At 39.8% G+C, this 16760-nt stretch carries 23 protein-coding genes; 21 read left to right on the top strand and 2 right to left on the bottom strand.

Annotated elements, in window-relative coordinates; genetic code table 11:
- The 8 genes from IJ535_RS01485 to cobA all read left to right on the top strand — a co-directional run.
- The coding region (locus tag IJ535_RS01485) for a sulfurtransferase TusA family protein (protein ID WP_294297860.1) at positions 1-184 on the top strand (184 nt) is incomplete at its 5' end.
- 1 nt (position 185) lies between these two features.
- Positions 186-503 (top strand): thioredoxin family protein, encoded by a 318-nt coding sequence (locus IJ535_RS01480; RefSeq protein WP_294297858.1) that lies wholly within the window; start codon positions 186-188, stop codon positions 501-503.
- An 18-nt stretch (positions 504-521) separates the two neighbouring features.
- Positions 522-728, top strand: a complete 207-nt coding sequence (gene thiS / locus IJ535_RS01475) for a sulfur carrier protein ThiS (RefSeq protein WP_294297855.1) — start codon at positions 522-524, stop codon at positions 726-728.
- Entirely contained in the window at positions 728-1567 is an 840-nt protein-coding gene (gene thiF / locus IJ535_RS01470; RefSeq protein WP_294297852.1) for a thiazole biosynthesis adenylyltransferase ThiF, read from the top strand. The genes thiS and thiF overlap by 1 nt, the downstream gene beginning before the upstream one ends.
- Positions 1554-1985 (top strand): M67 family metallopeptidase, encoded by a 432-nt coding sequence (locus tag IJ535_RS01465; protein WP_294293908.1) that lies wholly within the window; start codon positions 1554-1556, stop codon positions 1983-1985. The genes thiF and IJ535_RS01465 overlap by 14 nt, the downstream gene beginning before the upstream one ends.
- A gap of 11 nt (positions 1986-1996) precedes the next feature.
- Positions 1997-2575: a biotin transporter BioY gene (locus IJ535_RS01460; protein WP_294297849.1), complete on the top strand. Its 579-nt coding sequence runs from the start codon at positions 1997-1999 to the stop codon at positions 2573-2575.
- Positions 2576-2577: 2 nt separating this feature from the next.
- Entirely contained in the window at positions 2578-3483 is a 906-nt protein-coding gene (gene hemC / locus IJ535_RS01455) for a hydroxymethylbilane synthase (protein WP_294297846.1), read from the top strand.
- Between the two features lies 1 nt (position 3484).
- Positions 3485-4993, top strand: coding sequence for a uroporphyrinogen-III C-methyltransferase (gene cobA, locus IJ535_RS01450; protein WP_294297842.1), 1509 nt, complete (start codon positions 3485-3487; stop codon positions 4991-4993).
- On the opposite strand, the gene IJ535_RS01445 is transcribed toward cobA, so the two are convergent.
- Together IJ535_RS01445 and IJ535_RS01440 are read right to left on the bottom strand one after the other, a co-directional pair.
- Positions 4990-5391: an RrF2 family transcriptional regulator gene (locus tag IJ535_RS01445; RefSeq protein WP_294297839.1), complete on the bottom strand. Its 402-nt coding sequence runs from the start codon at positions 5389-5391 to the stop codon at positions 4990-4992. The two genes, cobA and IJ535_RS01445, sit on opposite strands and share 4 nt — an antisense overlap.
- 152 nt (positions 5392-5543) lie before the next feature.
- Entirely contained in the window at positions 5544-5876 is a 333-nt protein-coding gene (locus tag IJ535_RS01440) for a winged helix-turn-helix transcriptional regulator (RefSeq protein WP_294297836.1), read from the bottom strand.
- Between the two features lie 114 nt (positions 5877-5990).
- Here IJ535_RS01440 and IJ535_RS01435 point away from each other — a divergent pair, with 114 nt between their 5' ends.
- From IJ535_RS01435 to IJ535_RS01375, 13 genes are all read left to right on the top strand, one after another.
- Positions 5991-6188: a 4Fe-4S binding protein gene (locus tag IJ535_RS01435; RefSeq protein WP_294297831.1), complete on the top strand. Its 198-nt coding sequence runs from the start codon at positions 5991-5993 to the stop codon at positions 6186-6188.
- On the top strand, positions 6189-6773 hold the full coding sequence (locus IJ535_RS01430) for a 4Fe-4S binding protein (protein WP_294297829.1): 585 nt from the start codon (positions 6189-6191) through the stop codon (positions 6771-6773).
- A 3-nt stretch (positions 6774-6776) separates the two neighbouring features.
- Positions 6777-7169 (top strand): C-GCAxxG-C-C family protein, encoded by a 393-nt coding sequence (locus IJ535_RS01425; protein ID WP_294297826.1) that lies wholly within the window; start codon positions 6777-6779, stop codon positions 7167-7169.
- A 138-nt stretch (positions 7170-7307) separates the two neighbouring features.
- Entirely contained in the window at positions 7308-7925 is a 618-nt protein-coding gene (locus IJ535_RS01420; protein ID WP_294293937.1) for a GDSL-type esterase/lipase family protein, read from the top strand.
- Between the two features lie 19 nt (positions 7926-7944).
- Positions 7945-8862, top strand: coding sequence for a transporter substrate-binding domain-containing protein (locus tag IJ535_RS01415; RefSeq protein WP_294297821.1), 918 nt, complete (start codon positions 7945-7947; stop codon positions 8860-8862).
- Between the two features lie 25 nt (positions 8863-8887).
- Complete coding sequence (locus IJ535_RS01410) at positions 8888-9547, top strand: amino acid ABC transporter permease (protein WP_294297816.1); 660 nt, start codon at positions 8888-8890, stop codon at positions 9545-9547.
- Positions 9528-10202, top strand: coding sequence for an amino acid ABC transporter permease (locus tag IJ535_RS01405; RefSeq protein WP_294297814.1), 675 nt, complete (start codon positions 9528-9530; stop codon positions 10200-10202). Before IJ535_RS01410 ends, IJ535_RS01405 begins: the two co-directional genes overlap by 20 nt.
- A complete protein-coding gene (locus tag IJ535_RS01400; RefSeq protein WP_294293958.1) occupies positions 10202-10942 on the top strand; it encodes an amino acid ABC transporter ATP-binding protein in 741 nt (246 codons plus the stop codon). The genes IJ535_RS01405 and IJ535_RS01400 overlap by 1 nt, the downstream gene beginning before the upstream one ends.
- 170 nt (positions 10943-11112) lie before the next feature.
- Positions 11113-12447, top strand: coding sequence for an O-acetylhomoserine aminocarboxypropyltransferase/cysteine synthase family protein (locus tag IJ535_RS01395; RefSeq protein WP_294297810.1), 1335 nt, complete (start codon positions 11113-11115; stop codon positions 12445-12447).
- A gap of 143 nt (positions 12448-12590) precedes the next feature.
- Positions 12591-13523, top strand: coding sequence for a cysteine synthase A (gene cysK, locus IJ535_RS01390; RefSeq protein WP_294297807.1), 933 nt, complete (start codon positions 12591-12593; stop codon positions 13521-13523).
- A gap of 315 nt (positions 13524-13838) precedes the next feature.
- Complete coding sequence (locus tag IJ535_RS01385; protein WP_294297805.1) at positions 13839-14561, top strand: LytR/AlgR family response regulator transcription factor; 723 nt, start codon at positions 13839-13841, stop codon at positions 14559-14561.
- A 9-nt stretch (positions 14562-14570) separates the two neighbouring features.
- Positions 14571-15929: an ATP-binding protein gene (locus IJ535_RS01380; protein WP_294297802.1), complete on the top strand. Its 1359-nt coding sequence runs from the start codon at positions 14571-14573 to the stop codon at positions 15927-15929.
- A gap of 123 nt (positions 15930-16052) precedes the next feature.
- Positions 16053-16757 carry a LytR/AlgR family response regulator transcription factor gene (locus IJ535_RS01375; protein WP_294297798.1) on the top strand — a complete coding sequence of 235 codons (705 nt, stop codon included), beginning with the start codon at positions 16053-16055 and terminating at the stop codon, positions 16755-16757.
- Positions 16758-16760: the final 3 nt, after the last annotated feature.

Here is a 16760-nt window from a genome sequence, read left to right as displayed (position 1 = left end):
TGTTACTGCAAAGGTGGCAATCGAGGAGCTAGACGATGGTCAGGTTCTGGCGGTTCGCATGAATGATGGTGAGCCAGTGCAGAACGTGCCTCGTTCTTTTAAGGAGGACGGCCATAAGATTTTGAAGCTTAATGATAATGAGGATGGCACATATACTTTGTTTGTAAGAAAGGTGGAGGAGTGATATGGCAGAAAGAGTTTACACAGATGATTTCGCATCAAAGGTGCTAGAGAGTGAAGTGCCCACTATTGTGGATTTCTACTCAGATTCATGTATCACATGCAAAAAGCTTGCACCAACACTGTGTGATATAGAGGAAGAATATGAGGGCAAGCTTAAGGTGGTAAAGGTGAATACAAACTATGACACCAAGCTTGTAGAGGATTATGAAATCAAAGCAAATCCTACACTTATTTTGTTCAAGGAAGGTAAGGCAGTAGGAAAGCAGATCGGTCCTAGAGATTATGATGATTTAGTGGACTGGATAGAAGATTATATCTAAGTATAGGAGGATAATGAAATGACAATCACAGTTGCAGGTGAGAAGAAAGAATATAAGGATGGTTTGACTCTCCCAGAGCTTATTGAGCTTGAGAATGTTGAGACTCCCGAGTATGTCACTGTATCAATTAATGATGAGTTCGTACTTACAGAAAATCGTGATACCACAGTGTTAAATGAAGGTGATAGCGTTGAGTTCCTTTATTTCATGGGAGGTGGCTGCTAATGGCAATGACAGATGAACAGATTGAGCGCTATAGCAGACATATCATCCTAAAGGAAGTGGGAGCTAAGGGGCAAAAGAAGCTATTAAACGCAAGCGTACTTATTATTGGAGCAGGTGGACTTGGCGCTCCAGCAGCTATGTATCTTGCAGCAGCAGGAGTAGGAAAGATTGGCATCGTAGATGCAGATGAGGTGGATTTGTCCAATCTGCAGCGCCAGATAATCCATAGCACAGCAGATATTGGAAAGCCAAAAGTAAAATCTGCAAAGGAAACCATGAATGCCATGAACCCTGATGTGGAGGTTAAGACATATCATAAGTTTGTGGATTCTACAAATATCAGAGAGCTGATTCGTGAATACGATTTTATTATTGATGGCACCGATAATTTCCCGGCAAAGTTTCTAATTAATGATGCATGTGTTATGGAAAAGAAGCCATTTAGCCATGCAGGAATCATTCGATTTAAGGGACAGCTAATGACTTATGTGCCTGGGGAAGGCCCTTGCTATAGATGTGTATTCAAAAATCCACCTCCAAAGGATGCAGTGCCTACCTGTAAGCAGGCTGGTGTTATTGGTGCTATGGGTGGAGTGATTGGCTCGCTGCAGGCTATGGAGGCAATCAAATATATCGTTGGTGTAGGTGATTTGCTTACAGGAAAGCTACTTACATACGATGCTGTAAATCAGGAATTTAGGAAGATAAAGCTTCCACATGATACCAGCAAATGCCCTGTTTGTGGAGCTAATCCTACTATCACAGAGCTTATCGATTATGAGCAGGAGGTTTGCGAGGAAACCGCGGGCAGATTCGAGGTAAGAGATGAAAACAATTAGAATGCATTATCGTATATACGATAGTATTGTGGCATACGCAAAGGAACATCTTCCAGAGGAAGCCTGTGGGCTTGTAGCAGGTACAGAAATTGATGGTAAAATTGAAGTAAAAAAGATATACTATCTAGAAAACAAGGACCATGCTACAGATCATTTTACACTGGATCCAAAGGACCAGATGGAGGCCATAAAGGATATGAGAAAAGAGGGGCTAAAGCCACTTGGCAATTGGCACTCTCATCCTGAGTCTCCATCCAGACCATCTGTCGAGGACATCAAGCTTGCATACGATTCAAAGGCAAGCTATATGATTCTCTCACTTATGGCGGAAAATCCAGTGCTTAACAGCTTCCATATAGAGGATGGACAGTACGAAAAAGAAGATTTAAGAATCTTTTCAGATGAATATTATTTTTAAGGAGACTAACAATGAAGTTGACAACAAGAGAGATTACTTTTACAGGATTATTTGCAGCACTTATTGCTGTTGGAGCATTTATAAAGATTGATATTCCACTACCATTATATACAATGCACTTCACATTTCAGTGGTTGTTTGTATTACTTGCAGGATTTATCTTAGGCAAAAAGCTTGGTGCCCTTAGCGTAATTACATACATTATTGTTGGCCTTGCAGGGGTTCCAGTTTTTGCAGCAGGTGGCGGCATCGGATATGTGCTTCGCCCAGGATTCGGCTTTTTACTTGGATTTGTTTTGGCAGCATACTTAATTGGCTTATATACAGAAAAGCTTCCATCAAAGAAATTAGTATATCTTATTGTGCCAGCTACAATAGGACTTATTGCATATTATAGTGTAGGTGCGGTATATTTTTATTTGATAAAAAATCTATATGTTGGGGAAGCTGTTTCCTTTGCCGTTGTAGTGGTTCAATATTGCTTGATCACTGTTTTACCAGATTTCATCTTATGTGTAATGGCGGCAAGCCTATCCACACAGCTTATTCCAGCATTTAAGAAATTAGTATTAGTAAATGTTCAGGAGTAAGAATGGATATTAAAATAGGAACTCGCGGTTCTAAGCTGGCATTGGCCCAGGCAAATTACGTATTGGAAAAGCTAAAGCAAAACTTTCCAGAGAATGATTATGAGATAGTTGTAATTAAGACAACAGGTGATTTGGATCAGCACAGGCCTTTAGATGCTATAGGCTCAAAGGGAATCTTCACAGATGAAATAGAGGATGCTCTTTTAAATGGCAGGATACAGCTGGCAGTTCATTCCATGAAGGACATGCCAGACACTCTTAAGGCTGGGCTTACATTTGCCGACCCTTGGGATAGAGAGGATGCTAGAGATGTTTTGATTCTCAATCACTATAAATCACTTAAGGATTTGCCTAAAGGTGCCAATGTTGCAACAGGAAGCAAAAGACGTTCCTATCAGCTACTAAAGCTTCGCCCTGATATTAATATCTATCCTATCAGGGGCAATATTGATACAAGAATAAGAAAGCTTAGAGAAGGTCTTGCTGATGGTACTAAGCTAGATGGCATTGTGATTGCAGCAGCAGGACTTAAAAGAATTGGTCTTGCCCATGAAATATCAGAGTATTTTAATGTGGATGACATGATTCCAGCTCCTGCCCAGGGTACTCTTGCTATCGAGCTCAAATCAGATAATTATGAGCTTCTTGATATGGTAAATTCCTTATCAGATAGCAAGATTAAGGACATCACATTTTTAGAAAGAGGTTTCCTTAAAAAGATAGGTGGCGATTGTCATCTGCCTATCGGTGCTTATGCATCTGCTACCGATGAAGGTTACGAGCTTAGGGCATTGTTTGGAACAGAGGATGGCAGCAAACTGGCATGTACTAGGCAGGTGGCGCCTGATGCCAGTGAGGAATTAATTGATAGAGCTGTGGCAGATATAATGCAGCAGTTGGAGAAATAATATGAGTGGAAAAGTTGTTTTGCTTGGAGCAGGTCCTGGAGAATGGGGCCTGCTCACTTTAAAAGGAGCAGAAATTATAAAAAAGGCAGATTGCGTTATCTATGACCGTCTGCTAAATGCAAAGTTTTTAGAATTGACAAAAGTAGGATGTGAGAAGATTTTCGTAGGAAAAGAAAATCACTTTCATGTGATGCCACAGGATGAGATTAATAAACTGTTGCTTCAAAAGGCAGGCGAACATCAGCTGGTGGTACGCCTAAAGGGGGGCGACCCTTATGTGTTTGGCAGGGGCGGTGAAGAGGCCTGCTTCTTGCTTGATAACGGGGTGGAGGTTGATGTGATTCCTGGTATCAGCTCTTCAGTGGCAGCACTTACAGCCGCAGGAATTCCTATAACTCACCGTGGTTTATCAAAGGGCTTTCAGGTAATCACTGCCCATAGCAGAAAAGATAAGGCCTCAGATATAGATTATAGTAAGCTCACAGATGAATCTGTTACTTTAGTATTTTTGATGGGATTATCTCATGTAGGAGAAATTGCAGATGGGCTAATTGGTGCAGGCAGAAGCAAGTCTACCAAGGTTGCAGTAATATCAAATGCCACCACCAATCATCAAAAGAAATGTGTGGGAACACTTGATAATATAGCAGCTCTTGTTGAGAAGGCAGCTCTTGTATCACCTGCAACCATAGTTGTAGGTGAAGTTGTAGCTTTAAATGAAACCTTAGGATTTTTTGAAAGCAGACCTTTGTTTGGAAAGACTTATTTCCTACCTAAGATAAAAAGCTTTGAGTACGGGCTAAAGGGAAGCAAAGCTACCAGGTCAAATGAATTAGAGATTAGATTAGAAGAGCTTGGAGCAGAAGTGATATCTTATGTGGCAGGGCAGATTGTTCCTAAGAAAGTGGATGTTTCCTTTTTGGAAAATGCCAGCGAATCAGATGTAATAGTATTTACAAGCGCAAATGGAGTGAAGTCATTCTTCTATAATCTATTTGAAGGGGCAAGAAAGGATTTAAGATATATCCCTAACTGCCACTTTGCTGTTGTAGGGAAGAAGACATTTGATACATTGGCATCATTTGGTATCATTGCAGACATTATTTCTACTAAGCAAAGTGGCGCAAATCTTGCTGAGGCTATCAATAAAAGGGTGTCTGAGAAAGCAAATGTATATTGGCTCTGCGCCAAGAAGGTATCAGGGGGATTTGAAGAAAGCCTGGATACTCGATTTAAGCTTAGCAAGTTTATAAGCTATGAAAATATATCAACTGATGCACCAATTGAGGTTGATACTAAAGAGAGAATCGCTGCTTGTGATGGAGCTATTTTTACTAGTGGAAGCACTGCGGTAGCTAGTATCGATGCATTAGAAGGTCATTTACCTGAGACTATCTATTCAATAGGCGAAAGCTGCAGCAATGAAATCAGAAAAAAAGGATATGATAACATCTTAGAGGCTAAGATATCATCATATCCTGGAATAGTTGAATTGCTGCTTAAGGCTTAGCTATTAACCAAATCACTGAGCTTCTTGCCATAGAAGAAGTCTCTTTCAAGTAAATAGAATTCAGTCCACATTGGCAGGGTTTTGCACACACCCTCACGAGGGCAGTCTTTCGCATCGTCAGCAAGACATGCTACAGGTGAAAGGCTGCCCTCTAATAATTCTATAATCTCTCCAACAGAATACTCTTCCGGCTTTCTTGTAAGCTTGTAGCCGCCACCTTTACCGCTGACTCCAGCAACAAGTCCTCCCTTTACAAGTTCCTTTACTATTATCTCCAAATACTTCTTTGAAATATCCTGACGCTCAGCAATATCCTTAAGAGGAATATAATCCTCAGAATGCTGCTGCGCTAAATCTATCATTACACGTAATGCGTATCTTCCTTTTGTACTAAACATATTCTGACCTCCTATTATACGGGAAAGCGCACATTTAAAATCGCTTCGCGATGGGTGCGCTGTGGGTAACAGGTTCTTCCCACTAAAGTGGGCACATCCTATTACCATATTATAAGATAGGTAAGTAGGTAAATGCAAGAATATTATAATCGCTATAGATTATCCTCTCCCCATTTTTTTAACTGCAATAGAATGGGTATTAGGCTCTTGGCCTGATCAGTGAGAGTGTATTCCACACGCACAGGCATTTCATCATATTGGGTGCGATGAATTAATCCATCCGCTTCTAGTTCCTTGAGAGATTGGGCAAGCATGGTGTTTGTAATTCCAAATACAGAGCGCCTTAAATCACCATATCTGGCAACTTCATTATTGTCGATGACACATAGAATCATTATTTTCCATTTGCCACCTATGATGTTTAATACTTTCTTTAACCCGCAGCCCTTGCCTGCGATTTCTTCACATAAAGGTTCTTTTTCCATAGTCAGTTTTTCCTTACCAGGTTAATAAAAATTGCGTACTTGATATATTTTTCTTACCAAATATAATAAGCGTATCGTTTAAAAATAACAAGCAAAAAGTAAAAGGAAGTTGATATGGCAAAAAGATTAGCAAATGTAAACACAGATATATGTGTAGCCTGTGGTGTTTGTAGATTGCAGTGCCCAAGGGAGGCAATATCTATCTACAAGGGCTGTTATGCATTAGTGAATGAGGAAATCTGCGTTGGTTGTGGATTGTGTGAGAAAGCTTGCCCAGCAAGCGCAATTAATTTAAAAGAGAGGAGCATATAGATGGCAAATAACAAAAAGAAGCATTGGTACAATTATCTATGGATTTGGTCAATCATTTATTTTGCTCTTGGATTTTTTAATATATTGTTTGCCTGGCTTGGAATGATAGATTTTATTCTGCCTTTGATATTTGCGGTAGTAGGCGGTAATAAATGGTTCTGTAACAACATGTGCGGAAGAGGTCAGCTGTTTTGGGTACTTGGAAGAAATGTAGGTTGCTCCAGAAAAAAGCCTGCTCCTAAGTGGCTTTCATCCAAGTGGTTTAGATATGGATTCCTTGTATTTTTCTTGACCATGTTTGGTACAATGGTATTTCAGACCTACCTGGTATTTTCTGGCGCTGGCACACTAAGAAAAGCTATCAAGCTGTTTTGGACATTCAAGGTACCTTGGCAGTGGGCATATTCAGGCAGTGCTTTCCCAGATTGGGTGGCACAATTCGGATTTGGATTCTACAGCTTGATGCTCACTTCCACTTTGATTGGACTGATAGTAATGGTACTATATAAAGAAAGAACCTGGTGCACATTCTGCCCTATGGGAACCATGACCCAGGGTATATGCAAGATAAAAGGAGGAAAATAGGAAATGACATTAGAGGAAAGAGCTGATTTAGCAGCTAATTTAAAGGCCACAGGCCAGTGCAACTGCACACAGTCTGTACTTAAGGCATTTGAGGATAAGATTGATATTGCCCCAGAGGAGCTTTCAAAGCTTGCCGCTGGTTTCGCAGCAGGTATGGGATGTATGGAAAGCACCTGCGGCGCTCTTATCGGTGCTGTAATGACAGCCGGTATGATTACAGAAGGAAAAGGCACCCCTAGATACTCAAAGGAAATGGTGGCTAAGTTCAATGAAAAATGTGGCGCCACAATCTGCAAGGATCTTAAAGGAATCACCACAGGCCAGGTGCTTTGCGAATGTCCTGAATGTGTACGTAATGCAGTGCTTGCGTTGGGCGAGACTGTTGCTGTTGATTAGTATATAAACAAAGGGATAATAGCCAGCTATAAATCCAATTGATAGCTGGCTATTATTTTTTATAATGATAATACCTATTGACCTAGTAGGTAATAAGATTTATTATATCTGACATAGAAACGAGAAAGGAGGTAGCACATGAAAAACATTTTATGTTTTGGTGATTCAAATACATACGGACTTAGGCCAGATAATGGAGACAGATATTCAAGTGATGTGAGATGGACAGGGATTCTTTCCAAGAAGCTGGGCTACTCAAACTATCGTGTGGTTGAGGAAGGGCTTTGTGGAAGGACAACTGTTTTTGAAGATAGCACACGTATTGGCAGGAACGGCTCTCTTTACTTACCGGTTTTCTTAGAGTCACATTATCCAATCGATACTGTGGTGCTGATGCTAGGAACTAACGATTGCAAAACTATTTATAATGCCTCCGCTACCGTAATAGGTAGGGGAATAGAAATCCTTCTTAAACAAATCAGAGCGTATAAAAAAGATATGGACATCATCTTGGTATCCCCTATTCATCTTGGGGAAAAGGTTTGGATGAAGGAGTATGATCCAGAGTTTAATGAAAATTCAGTGGTTACCTCCAAGGAGTTGAAGGCAGTATTTAAAAAGCTTGCGGAGGAATATGATTGTAAGTTTTTGGCAGCATCTGATGTGGCGAAGCCTTCAGAATTGGATCAAGAGCACATGGATGATAGAAGCCATGAGAGTCTTGCGGGGGCAATTGAAAAATTGATCAAAATATAAATGAAAGAGGAAGATTGAAATGAGAAACAAATTATTAAGAAGATTATCAAGTGGATTGCTTATTACAGCTGTGGTAGCAGCTTCATTTACAGCATGCGGCTCTAAGGAAGATGCTGGTGCTACAACAGAAACAGCTAGTGCTGAGTCTAATGAGGACAGCACATCTGATGCTTCATCTTCAGCAGGCTTTAGAACACTAGATGAAATCAAAGAAAGCGGTACTATCAACATCGGCGTATTTTCTGATAAGAGCCCATTTGGTTATGTAGATGAGAACGGCGAATATGCAGGATACGATGTATATTTTGCAGAGCGTATCGGCAAGGATCTTGGAGTTGAAATTAACTATGTGTCTACAGAGGCTGCTAACAGAATCGAATATCTTCAGACTGGAAAGGTAGATATTATCCTTGCAAACTTTACAGTTACAGAAGAGAGAGCTGAGGAGGTTGATTTCGCACTTCCATATATGAATGTTGCCCTTGGAGTGGTATCACCATCAGATGCAGTTATTGAAAGCCTTGATGATATCGGTGCTGATGACCAGGTGATTGTAATTTCTGGAACAACAGCAGAGACATATCTTACAAAGAATTATCCAGACATTAAGCTTCAGAAATATGATGCATACGCAGAGGCAAAGACAGCATTTGAAAATGGCAATGGCGTAGCATGGGCAAATGATAACACTGAGGTTATCGCATTCTCACTTGAAAACGAAGGCTACACAGTAGGCATCCCATCACTTGGTGACAACGATACCATCGCACCAGCTGTAACAAAGGGCAATGAAACACTTCTCACATGGCTCAATGATGAGATTACATCATTAGGTGATGAGCAGTTCTTCCATGCAGATTATGAGGCTACACTTCTTGATACTTATGGAGCAGACTATGAGGATACACTGGTAGTCGAGGGCGGAAAAGTACAGTAATAATTGAAAGGCTATTTATTTAGTGATGGATATAGATATTCTTAAGAGTTATATTCCACTATATAAGGACGCACTTTTTCTTACAATGAAGATTGGATGGCAGGGCATTTTATTAAGCTTGGTTTTGGGGCTTGCTGGCGCTGCCATTCTTCATTTTAGAATTCCCGTTCTTAAAGCTATAACTGGAATATACATTGAAATTTTTAGAAACACACCACTTTTGGTGCAATTATTTTTTATTTATTTTGCATTGCCAAAGGTGGGCATTAGGATTACAGCAGAAACATGTGGTGTCCTGGGACTTGGGCTTTTAGGCGGCGCCTACATGATAGAAACAATCAGAAGTGGATTAGAATCAATCCCTGTGATTCAGACAGAAAGTGCACTAAGTCTTGGTATGACAAAGGAGCAGACATTTATCCACGTCATACTTCCTCAGGCAATTTCCATGAGCGTGCCAGGACTTTTAGCAAATGTCATTTTCCTTTTAAAGGAGACATCGGTGTTCTCCACAATCAGTTTGATGGATTTGATGTTCACTGCAAAGGATTTGATTGGTATGTACGCAAAGACTATAGAGTGCCTGTTCCTTCTTGTGGTGTTCTATTTGATAATGCTTCTTCCAGTTTCAATTCTTGGAAGTATTGTAGAAAGGAGGATGCGTTATGGCCAATTTGGGGATTGATGTGTTGTTTAAGGGCACAAACTTCTTAAGACTATTGCAGGGACTTTGGGTGTCAGTAGAAATAAGCCTTGTATCGGTGGCAATCAGCATCCTACTAGGCCTTGTTGTTGGTGTTCTCATGACATTAAATAAGCTGTGGCTAAAAGCAATTCTAAAAATCTACCTTGAGATTGTAAGAATCATGCCACAAATGGTACTGCTATTCATTGTATATTTTGGTACAACCAGAGTGTTTGGCTGGGATATTACAGCAGAGGCTGCCGCTATATTTGTATTTAGCTTTTGGGGCGTTGCTGAAATGGGAGATTTGGTAAGAGGTTCCATCAAAAGCATTCCTAAGATTCAGTTTGAATCTGCCTACGCTCTTGGAATGGATAAGAAACAGACTTACTTTTATATCATATTGCCACAGACAATTAGACGACTGATTCCACTTTCTATCAATCTAATTACAAGAATGATCAAGACCACATCCCTTGTAATGATGATTGGAATTGTGGAAGTTCTAAAGGTGGCACAGCAGATAATCGAGGCCAACAGAAAGGCTTCACCAAATGCTGCATTTGGCGTGTTTGCTGTTGTATTTTTACTATACTTTATAGTTTGCTGGCCTATTAGCAGGCTTGCAGTATATTTAGAGAAAAGGTGGGCGTAATGAGCGAATTATTAAAGGTTACACATTTACAAAAGAAATTTGGAGATAATGTAGTTCTTAAGGATATAAACCTGTCTGTAAAGAAGGGAGAGGTTGTTGTAATCATCGGTCCATCAGGCTGCGGTAAAAGCACATTTCTTAGATGCCTCAATGGTCTCGAAGAAATCCAGGATGGTGTGATAGTGGTGGACGGTCTTCCGGTAGAGGCAGGTAAAAGGGAGATTACCAAGCTTCGTCAAAAGATTGGTATGGTATTTCAATCCTACGAGCTTTTTCCACACAAGACAGTTCTAGAGAATATTATCCTTGCTCCAATGAAGGTGCAAAAGCGAAGTAAAGATGAGGCAATCAAGGAAGCACTAGAGCTTCTTGATAAGGTAGGACTTGTAGACAAGAAGGATTATTATCCAAGACAGCTTTCCGGTGGGCAAAAGCAAAGAGTGGCAATTGTAAGGGCGCTTCTCATGCATCCTGATATCTTACTATTCGATGAGGTAACGGCGGCGTTAGATCCTGAGATGGTCCATGAGGTGCTAGAGACTATGCTATCTCTTGCAAAGTCAGGCTCCACCATGCTAATCGTTACACATGAGATGTCATTTGCCAGAGCTATTGCTGATAGAATCATTTTCCTAGATAAGGGAGAGATAGTTGAGGAAAGCAGTGATGCCAAGAGCTTTTTTATAAAGCCAACTACGGAAAGGGCAAAGAAGTTCTTGAAAACATTTGACTATGAATAGTGAAGAATACTGAAAAATAGCTGGTTATAAAATGTATTGATAGCCAGCTATAATTTTTAGCAATTATAAAACCTATTGACCTAGTAGGCAATACCGTTTATTATAGTCACATCAAGAAAACAAACGAGAATATTCTTAAGAAACTAAGGAAACTAAAGGAGGAAACGAATATGAGCAACTATAGATTTGAAACATTGGCACTTCACGTTGGTCAGGAAAATCCAGACCCAGCATCTGATGCAAGAGCAGTACCTATTTACCAGACAACATCTTATGTGTTTAGAGATTCACAGCATGCAGCTGATAGATTTGGTCTTGCAGATGCAGGTAACATATATGGAAGACTTACTAATTCAACTCAGGGCGTACTCGAAGCCAGAGTAGCAGCTCTCGAAGGTGGTAGTGCAGCACTTGCAGTTGCATCTGGTGCAGCAGCAATCACATATACAATCCAGGCACTTGCAGCAAACGGTGGCCACATCGTAGCACAGAAGACAATCTACGGCGGAAGCTACAATCTACTTGCACATACACTTACACAGTATGGCGTTTCTACAACATTTGTAGATGCTCATAACTTAGATGAAGTTAAGAATGCAATCCAGGACAACACAAGAGCAATCTACTTAGAGACTCTTGGAAATCCAAACAGTGATATTCCGGATATTGATGCAATTGCACGTATTGCTCACGAAGCAAATCTTCCACTTGTTGTTGATAACACATTTGGCGCAGCTTACTGGGTTCGCCCAATTGAGCACGGTGCAGACATCGTAGTTCACTCAGCTACAAAGTTCTTTGGCGGACACGGAACAACACTTGGCGGTGTTATTGTAGAAGCTGGAAAATATGATTGGAAGTCATCAGGCAAATATCCAAATATTGCAGATCCTAACCCAAGCTATCACGGTGTTTCATTTGCTGAGGTTGCAGGACCAGCAGCATTTGTAACTTATATTAGAGCAATTCTACTTAGAGACACAGGGGCAACAATCTCTCCATTTAATGCATTCCTCCTTTTGCAGGGAATTGAGACATTGCCTCTACGTCTCGACAGACATGCTGAGAATACTAAGAAGGTAGTAGAGTTTCTTAATAATCATCCAAAGGTAGCTCATGTAAATCATCCATCACTTGAGGATCATCCAGACCATGAGCTTTACAAGAAATATTTCCCTAAGGATGGCGGCAGCATCTTTACATTTGAGATAAAGGGTGGCAAGGAAGAGGCTTACAAGTTTATCGATAGCCTTGAAATCTTCTCAATCCTTGCAAATGTAGCTGATGTAAAGAGCCTTGTAATTCACCCAGCAACAACTACTCACTCACAGCTTACAGAAGAAGAGCTTTTAGACCAGGGAATTACACAAAGCACAATTCGCCTTTCAATTGGAACTGAGCACATCGATGATATTATCGAGGATTTGGAAAAAGGCTTCGCAGCAATCGACGACGAGAAAATAGATGAGATTTTTAATGCAGAGAAAAACGCAAATGCGGTATAATAAGTTTTAATGAGATTTAAGTGAGCCTGTAGCTAACAAGCTATTATATTTCTTAAGGGAGACGTGCTGTCGACCGTAGAAATATAATGCTTGTTAGCGTAACAGGCGGAGTAAATTACTAGAAAAAACAGGAGGATATTGATATGTCAAAGATATATAAGGGAGCAAGTGAATTAATCGGAAACACTCCACTTGTTGAGGTTACAAATATTGAAAAGGAGCTCGGCTTAGAGGCTACAGTGTTAGTTAAGCTGGAGTATTTTAATCCAGCAGGCTCTGTAAAGGACAGAGTTGCTCTTGCAATGATTGAGGATGCAGAGGAAAAGGGATTATTAAAGGAAGGTTCAGTTATCATTGAGCCAACAAGTGGAAACACAGGTATCGGTCTTGCAGCTATTGCAGCAGCTAAGGGATATCGTGCAATCCTTACAATGCCAGAGACAATGTCTGTTGAGCGTAGAAACATTCTTAAGGCTTATGGTGCAGAGATTGTTCTTACAGAAGGCGCTCAGGGTATGAAGGGAGCTATTGCAAAGGCAGAAGAGCTTGCTAAAGAAATCGAAGGAAGCTTTATTCCAGGTCAGTTTGTAAACCCTGCAAATTCAGCAGCACATCGTTCTACAACAGGTCCAGAGATTTGGAATGATACAGATGGAAATGTGGATATCTTCATCGCTGGTGTAGGTACAGGTGGAACAGTTACAGGTGTTGGTGAATATCTTAAGAGCCAGAACCCTAAGGTACAGGTAGTTGCACTTGAGCCAAAGGATTCACCAGTGCTTTCTGAGGGACGTGCAGGTGCACACAAGATTCAGGGTATCGGCGCAGGCTTTATACCTGAGGTTCTCAACACAAAGATTTACGATGAAGTATACAAGGCAGACAGCGCAGATGCTTTTGAGGCAGCTAAGCTTCTTGCCAAGAAGGAAGGTATCTCAGTTGGTATTTCATCTGGTGCAGCTCTTCACGGTGCAATCGAGCTTGCAAAGCGCCCAGAGAACAAGGGTAAGACAATCGTAGCTCTTCTTCCAGATTCAGGAGATCGCTACTATTCAACACCACTTTTTACAGAGTAATTTAGATTTCAGACAGCCAGGGCATAGAGCTCTGGCTGTTTTTTGCATAATTATTGCTGAAATAATCAAGCTCTGTCACAGCGAATGCTTCAATCCCAGTAAAATCGTTGACCTTGTGACAGAAATAAGGCCATTTTTAAGTAATCCTGTCACAGAGATAACGAAAACATTGGCTTCGCAGAGAGTCTTATGACAGAAATATCCCAATTTCAGTGAAATTCTGTCACAGCATCAGTTACAAATGCAATAAATACGTTGAGCTTGTGACAGAAGCAACAAAGCTTCAGTACATCACCACTTGCACACAATCTATTTTTGTATTATTTTATAGTCATGATTAATGTATGTATCGTAGAAGACGAGTTAGCTCAGGCTGAGCTTCTGCAAAATTATATAAATAAATATGGAAATGCTACCAAGCAGCCCTTTAACATCACACATCTTAGTGATGGAATAGACCTTGTAGATGATTATAAGGGGCAGTTTGATATTATCTTGCTGGACATTCAGATGAAGCATTTGGATGGAATGGCAGCTGCGGAGAAGATTCGCAAGGTGGATGCTGATGTTATTATTATTTTTATCACTTCCACTGTGCAGTATGCTGTTCAGGGATATGCTGTTGATGCCTTGGGATATGTACTTAAGCCTGTTCCTTACACTCAGTTTGAGCAGCTTTTTGATAAGGCCATCATCAGGGTTAATGCTAAGAAGCAGCATATTTATGTAAAGGTTTCTGTGGATGACAAGCAGATGAAGCTTGACTGTGACACTATTTCATATATTGAAAGTCAGCGAAACAATGTGGTCATTCACACAGATGAAAGGGACTACACTACCATAGGCCCACTTAAAAGATTTGATGAAATGCTTATGGAGCATGGATTTAGCAAATGTCATAATGCATATCTTGTTAATCTTTCTAGGGTTGAGGCTGTGCAAAAGGAAGAGGTAATTCTTACTGATGGCGTAACACTTCCAATTAGTAGAGCAAGAAAAAAGGAATTTATGGCAGCCCTTACAGAGGACATTTTATAGGAGATATTTATGGACTTACATGCTTTTTTAGACCCAGTGAAATTACAGGATACACCGCGACTTTTTACCGCTATTGCTGAATGGCTAGCGGTTTTTGTTTATTTTAATATTTATAAAAGAAGACGCCACGACAAGGTGTATGTTTTCCAATGCATAGGTACATTAGCAATACAGATTATATATCAGTTTATAGCAGGCTTACTTCCTATAGAATTCTGGATTCCTTGCATGATGGGCGCAGTTGCACTGATGTACGCTTCTTTGTATTTTGTGTTAGATATTAAGCCGAGAGATTGTGGAGTTATTACTACTCATGCGTTTGTTTTGGCAGAATTTGCAGCATCCCTATACATTCAGTTGTATGTATGGTGCGTTTATTTTTCAGATGTAGCTGATTTTACCGAATCTGTTGTAGTAATGGTTATCGTATATACGATAACATTTATTGCTTATTATAATTTTGAAAAAGGCAACATCCCTCCAAATAAAAATCTTAATGTAAAAACCAATGAACTTATAAGCGTTATAGTTACAGGTATCGGGGCGTTTATCATGTCAAACCTTAGCTTTATAACTCAAAAGACACCATTCTCTGCTTCAGAAAACATGTTATATGTAAGAACTCTTGTTGATTTTGGTGGTATGTTAATGTTGATGACAGAAATGGGACGTCGTAATGAGATGGCTGCCAAAAACGAAAGCGATGCCATTAATCAGCTATTCCAGAAGCAGTATGAACAGTACAAGCTGGCTGTTGACAATTCAGAGGCACTTCGTAAAGAAATGCACGATATGAAGCATTATGTAATGGCATTAAAGGAAGAGGATGACCCGGTAAGACGTGCTGAGGTGCTAGAGGATATGGAGCAGGCTATTGCTATTCAGGAATCCTTCATGAACACTGGAAACAAGGTACTAGATGTTATCCTCACCACCAAAAGCCTACAGTGTCAAAAGAAGAACATCACCCTCAATGCCATGGTAGACGGTGATTTGCTTTCTGGTATCCACGTAAAAGATATCTGTTCACTTTTTGGAAATCTTTTGGATAATGCAATAGAAGCTACTCAGCAGGTGGAGGATCATGAGAAGAGGCTAATCACCATGTCGGTTCGCTCTCGAAATCAATTTATAATTGTAGAGTGTGAAAACTACTCTGATAGCTCTAATGTAAGGCTAAGAAAGAATCAAAGACGAAGAATTTTTAAGAATGATAATCTACCTGGCACCACCAAAAAAGATAATGTAAAGCACGGCTTCGGCCTAAAATCTATTGGCCAGGTGGCAGAAAAATACGATGGTGCTATGAATGTAAGCTACGAAGATGGCTGGTTCAAAGTAAAGGTTTTGCTAGCGACCAAGAAATGATTCCCTTCTCTTAGAGATAGAATCATCAAAAATCATATGTTAATTTCAAATGTTAGAGGAAAAGTTGCTGTGCCACTTCCTAGATTTAAAGAATATGTAAATAATTGGCATTAGAGGATGTTTATGAAAATAGCAATAGTAGAAGATGAAATTCAATATGTAAATCAACTTGAAAACCAAATAAAAAAATATGCCATAGATAAAGGAGTAGAGATAGATACAACTATATTTTCTGATGGTATGAGCTTTATTGAGAATTATAAGCCTATCTATGATGCTATACTTATGGATATTGAAATGCCTCATTTGGATGGAATGGCAGCAGCTAGTGAATTAAGAAGAGTAGATGAGGATGTTCCTTTGATGTTTATTACAAATGCTCCTCAATATGCAATATCAGGCTACAAAGTAAGGGCTATTGATTATGTGATAAAGCCGGTTGAGTATTTTGCTTTTGCTATGAAGCTTGATAGAATTAGACAGATAAATGAAATGAATGAAGATGGATTTATCATTATTAAAAAAAATGATGAAATTAGTAAAATCAGCCTAAAGACGATAAAATACGTGGAAGTTCAAAAGCATGATATATTTTATCATCTTGTAGATAAGATAATTACAGATAAAGGATCATTAAAAAATATTGAAGGTAATTTTCCAACCGACAAGTTTGCAAAGTGCAATAGCTGTTATTTGGTTAATTTACGTTATGTTGAAGGGATTAAGGATGATTGTGTAGTTATTAGTGATGAATTACTGAAAATCAGCCGTCCTCGCAAAAAGGATTTTATGCAAAAAATGGTTGAGTACTATAAGAAAGGAATATAGATA

This window comes from Pseudobutyrivibrio sp., assembly GCF_017471675.1.
GTDB lineage: Bacteria > Bacillota > Clostridia > Lachnospirales > Lachnospiraceae > Pseudobutyrivibrio.
The sequence above is the reverse complement of the archived record's forward strand: the minus strand, read 5'-3'. Positions and strand labels throughout refer to the sequence as shown.

Excerpts from the sequence above, each read along its gene's own strand:
- IJ535_RS01480 (WP_294297858.1), top strand. The coding sequence starts at position 186 with ATGGCAGAAAGAGTTTACACAGATGATTTCGCATCAAAGGTGCTAGAG.
- thiS (WP_294297855.1), top strand. The coding sequence starts at position 522 with ATGACAATCACAGTTGCAGGTGAGAAGAAAGAATATAAGGATGGTTTG.
- thiF (WP_294297852.1), top strand. The coding sequence starts at position 728 with ATGGCAATGACAGATGAACAGATTGAGCGCTATAGCAGACATATCATC.
- IJ535_RS01465 (WP_294293908.1), top strand. The coding sequence starts at position 1,554 with ATGAAAACAATTAGAATGCATTATCGTATATACGATAGTATTGTGGCA.
- IJ535_RS01460 (WP_294297849.1), top strand. The coding sequence starts at position 1,997 with ATGAAGTTGACAACAAGAGAGATTACTTTTACAGGATTATTTGCAGCA.
- hemC (WP_294297846.1), top strand. The coding sequence starts at position 2,578 with ATGGATATTAAAATAGGAACTCGCGGTTCTAAGCTGGCATTGGCCCAG.
- cobA (WP_294297842.1), top strand. The coding sequence starts at position 3,485 with ATGAGTGGAAAAGTTGTTTTGCTTGGAGCAGGTCCTGGAGAATGGGGC.
- IJ535_RS01445 (WP_294297839.1), bottom strand. The coding sequence starts at position 5,391 with ATGTTTAGTACAAAAGGAAGATACGCATTACGTGTAATGATAGATTTA.
- IJ535_RS01440 (WP_294297836.1), bottom strand. The coding sequence starts at position 5,876 with ATGGAAAAAGAACCTTTATGTGAAGAAATCGCAGGCAAGGGCTGCGGG.
- IJ535_RS01435 (WP_294297831.1), top strand. The coding sequence starts at position 5,991 with ATGGCAAAAAGATTAGCAAATGTAAACACAGATATATGTGTAGCCTGT.
- IJ535_RS01430 (WP_294297829.1), top strand. The coding sequence starts at position 6,189 with ATGGCAAATAACAAAAAGAAGCATTGGTACAATTATCTATGGATTTGG.
- IJ535_RS01425 (WP_294297826.1), top strand. The coding sequence starts at position 6,777 with ATGACATTAGAGGAAAGAGCTGATTTAGCAGCTAATTTAAAGGCCACA.
- IJ535_RS01420 (WP_294293937.1), top strand. The coding sequence starts at position 7,308 with ATGAAAAACATTTTATGTTTTGGTGATTCAAATACATACGGACTTAGG.
- IJ535_RS01415 (WP_294297821.1), top strand. The coding sequence starts at position 7,945 with ATGAGAAACAAATTATTAAGAAGATTATCAAGTGGATTGCTTATTACA.
- IJ535_RS01410 (WP_294297816.1), top strand. The coding sequence starts at position 8,888 with ATGGATATAGATATTCTTAAGAGTTATATTCCACTATATAAGGACGCA.
- IJ535_RS01405 (WP_294297814.1), top strand. The coding sequence starts at position 9,528 with ATGGCCAATTTGGGGATTGATGTGTTGTTTAAGGGCACAAACTTCTTA.
- IJ535_RS01400 (WP_294293958.1), top strand. The coding sequence starts at position 10,202 with ATGAGCGAATTATTAAAGGTTACACATTTACAAAAGAAATTTGGAGAT.
- IJ535_RS01395 (WP_294297810.1), top strand. The coding sequence starts at position 11,113 with ATGAGCAACTATAGATTTGAAACATTGGCACTTCACGTTGGTCAGGAA.
- cysK (WP_294297807.1), top strand. The coding sequence starts at position 12,591 with ATGTCAAAGATATATAAGGGAGCAAGTGAATTAATCGGAAACACTCCA.
- IJ535_RS01380 (WP_294297802.1), top strand. The coding sequence starts at position 14,571 with ATGGACTTACATGCTTTTTTAGACCCAGTGAAATTACAGGATACACCG.
- IJ535_RS01375 (WP_294297798.1), top strand. The coding sequence starts at position 16,053 with ATGAAAATAGCAATAGTAGAAGATGAAATTCAATATGTAAATCAACTT.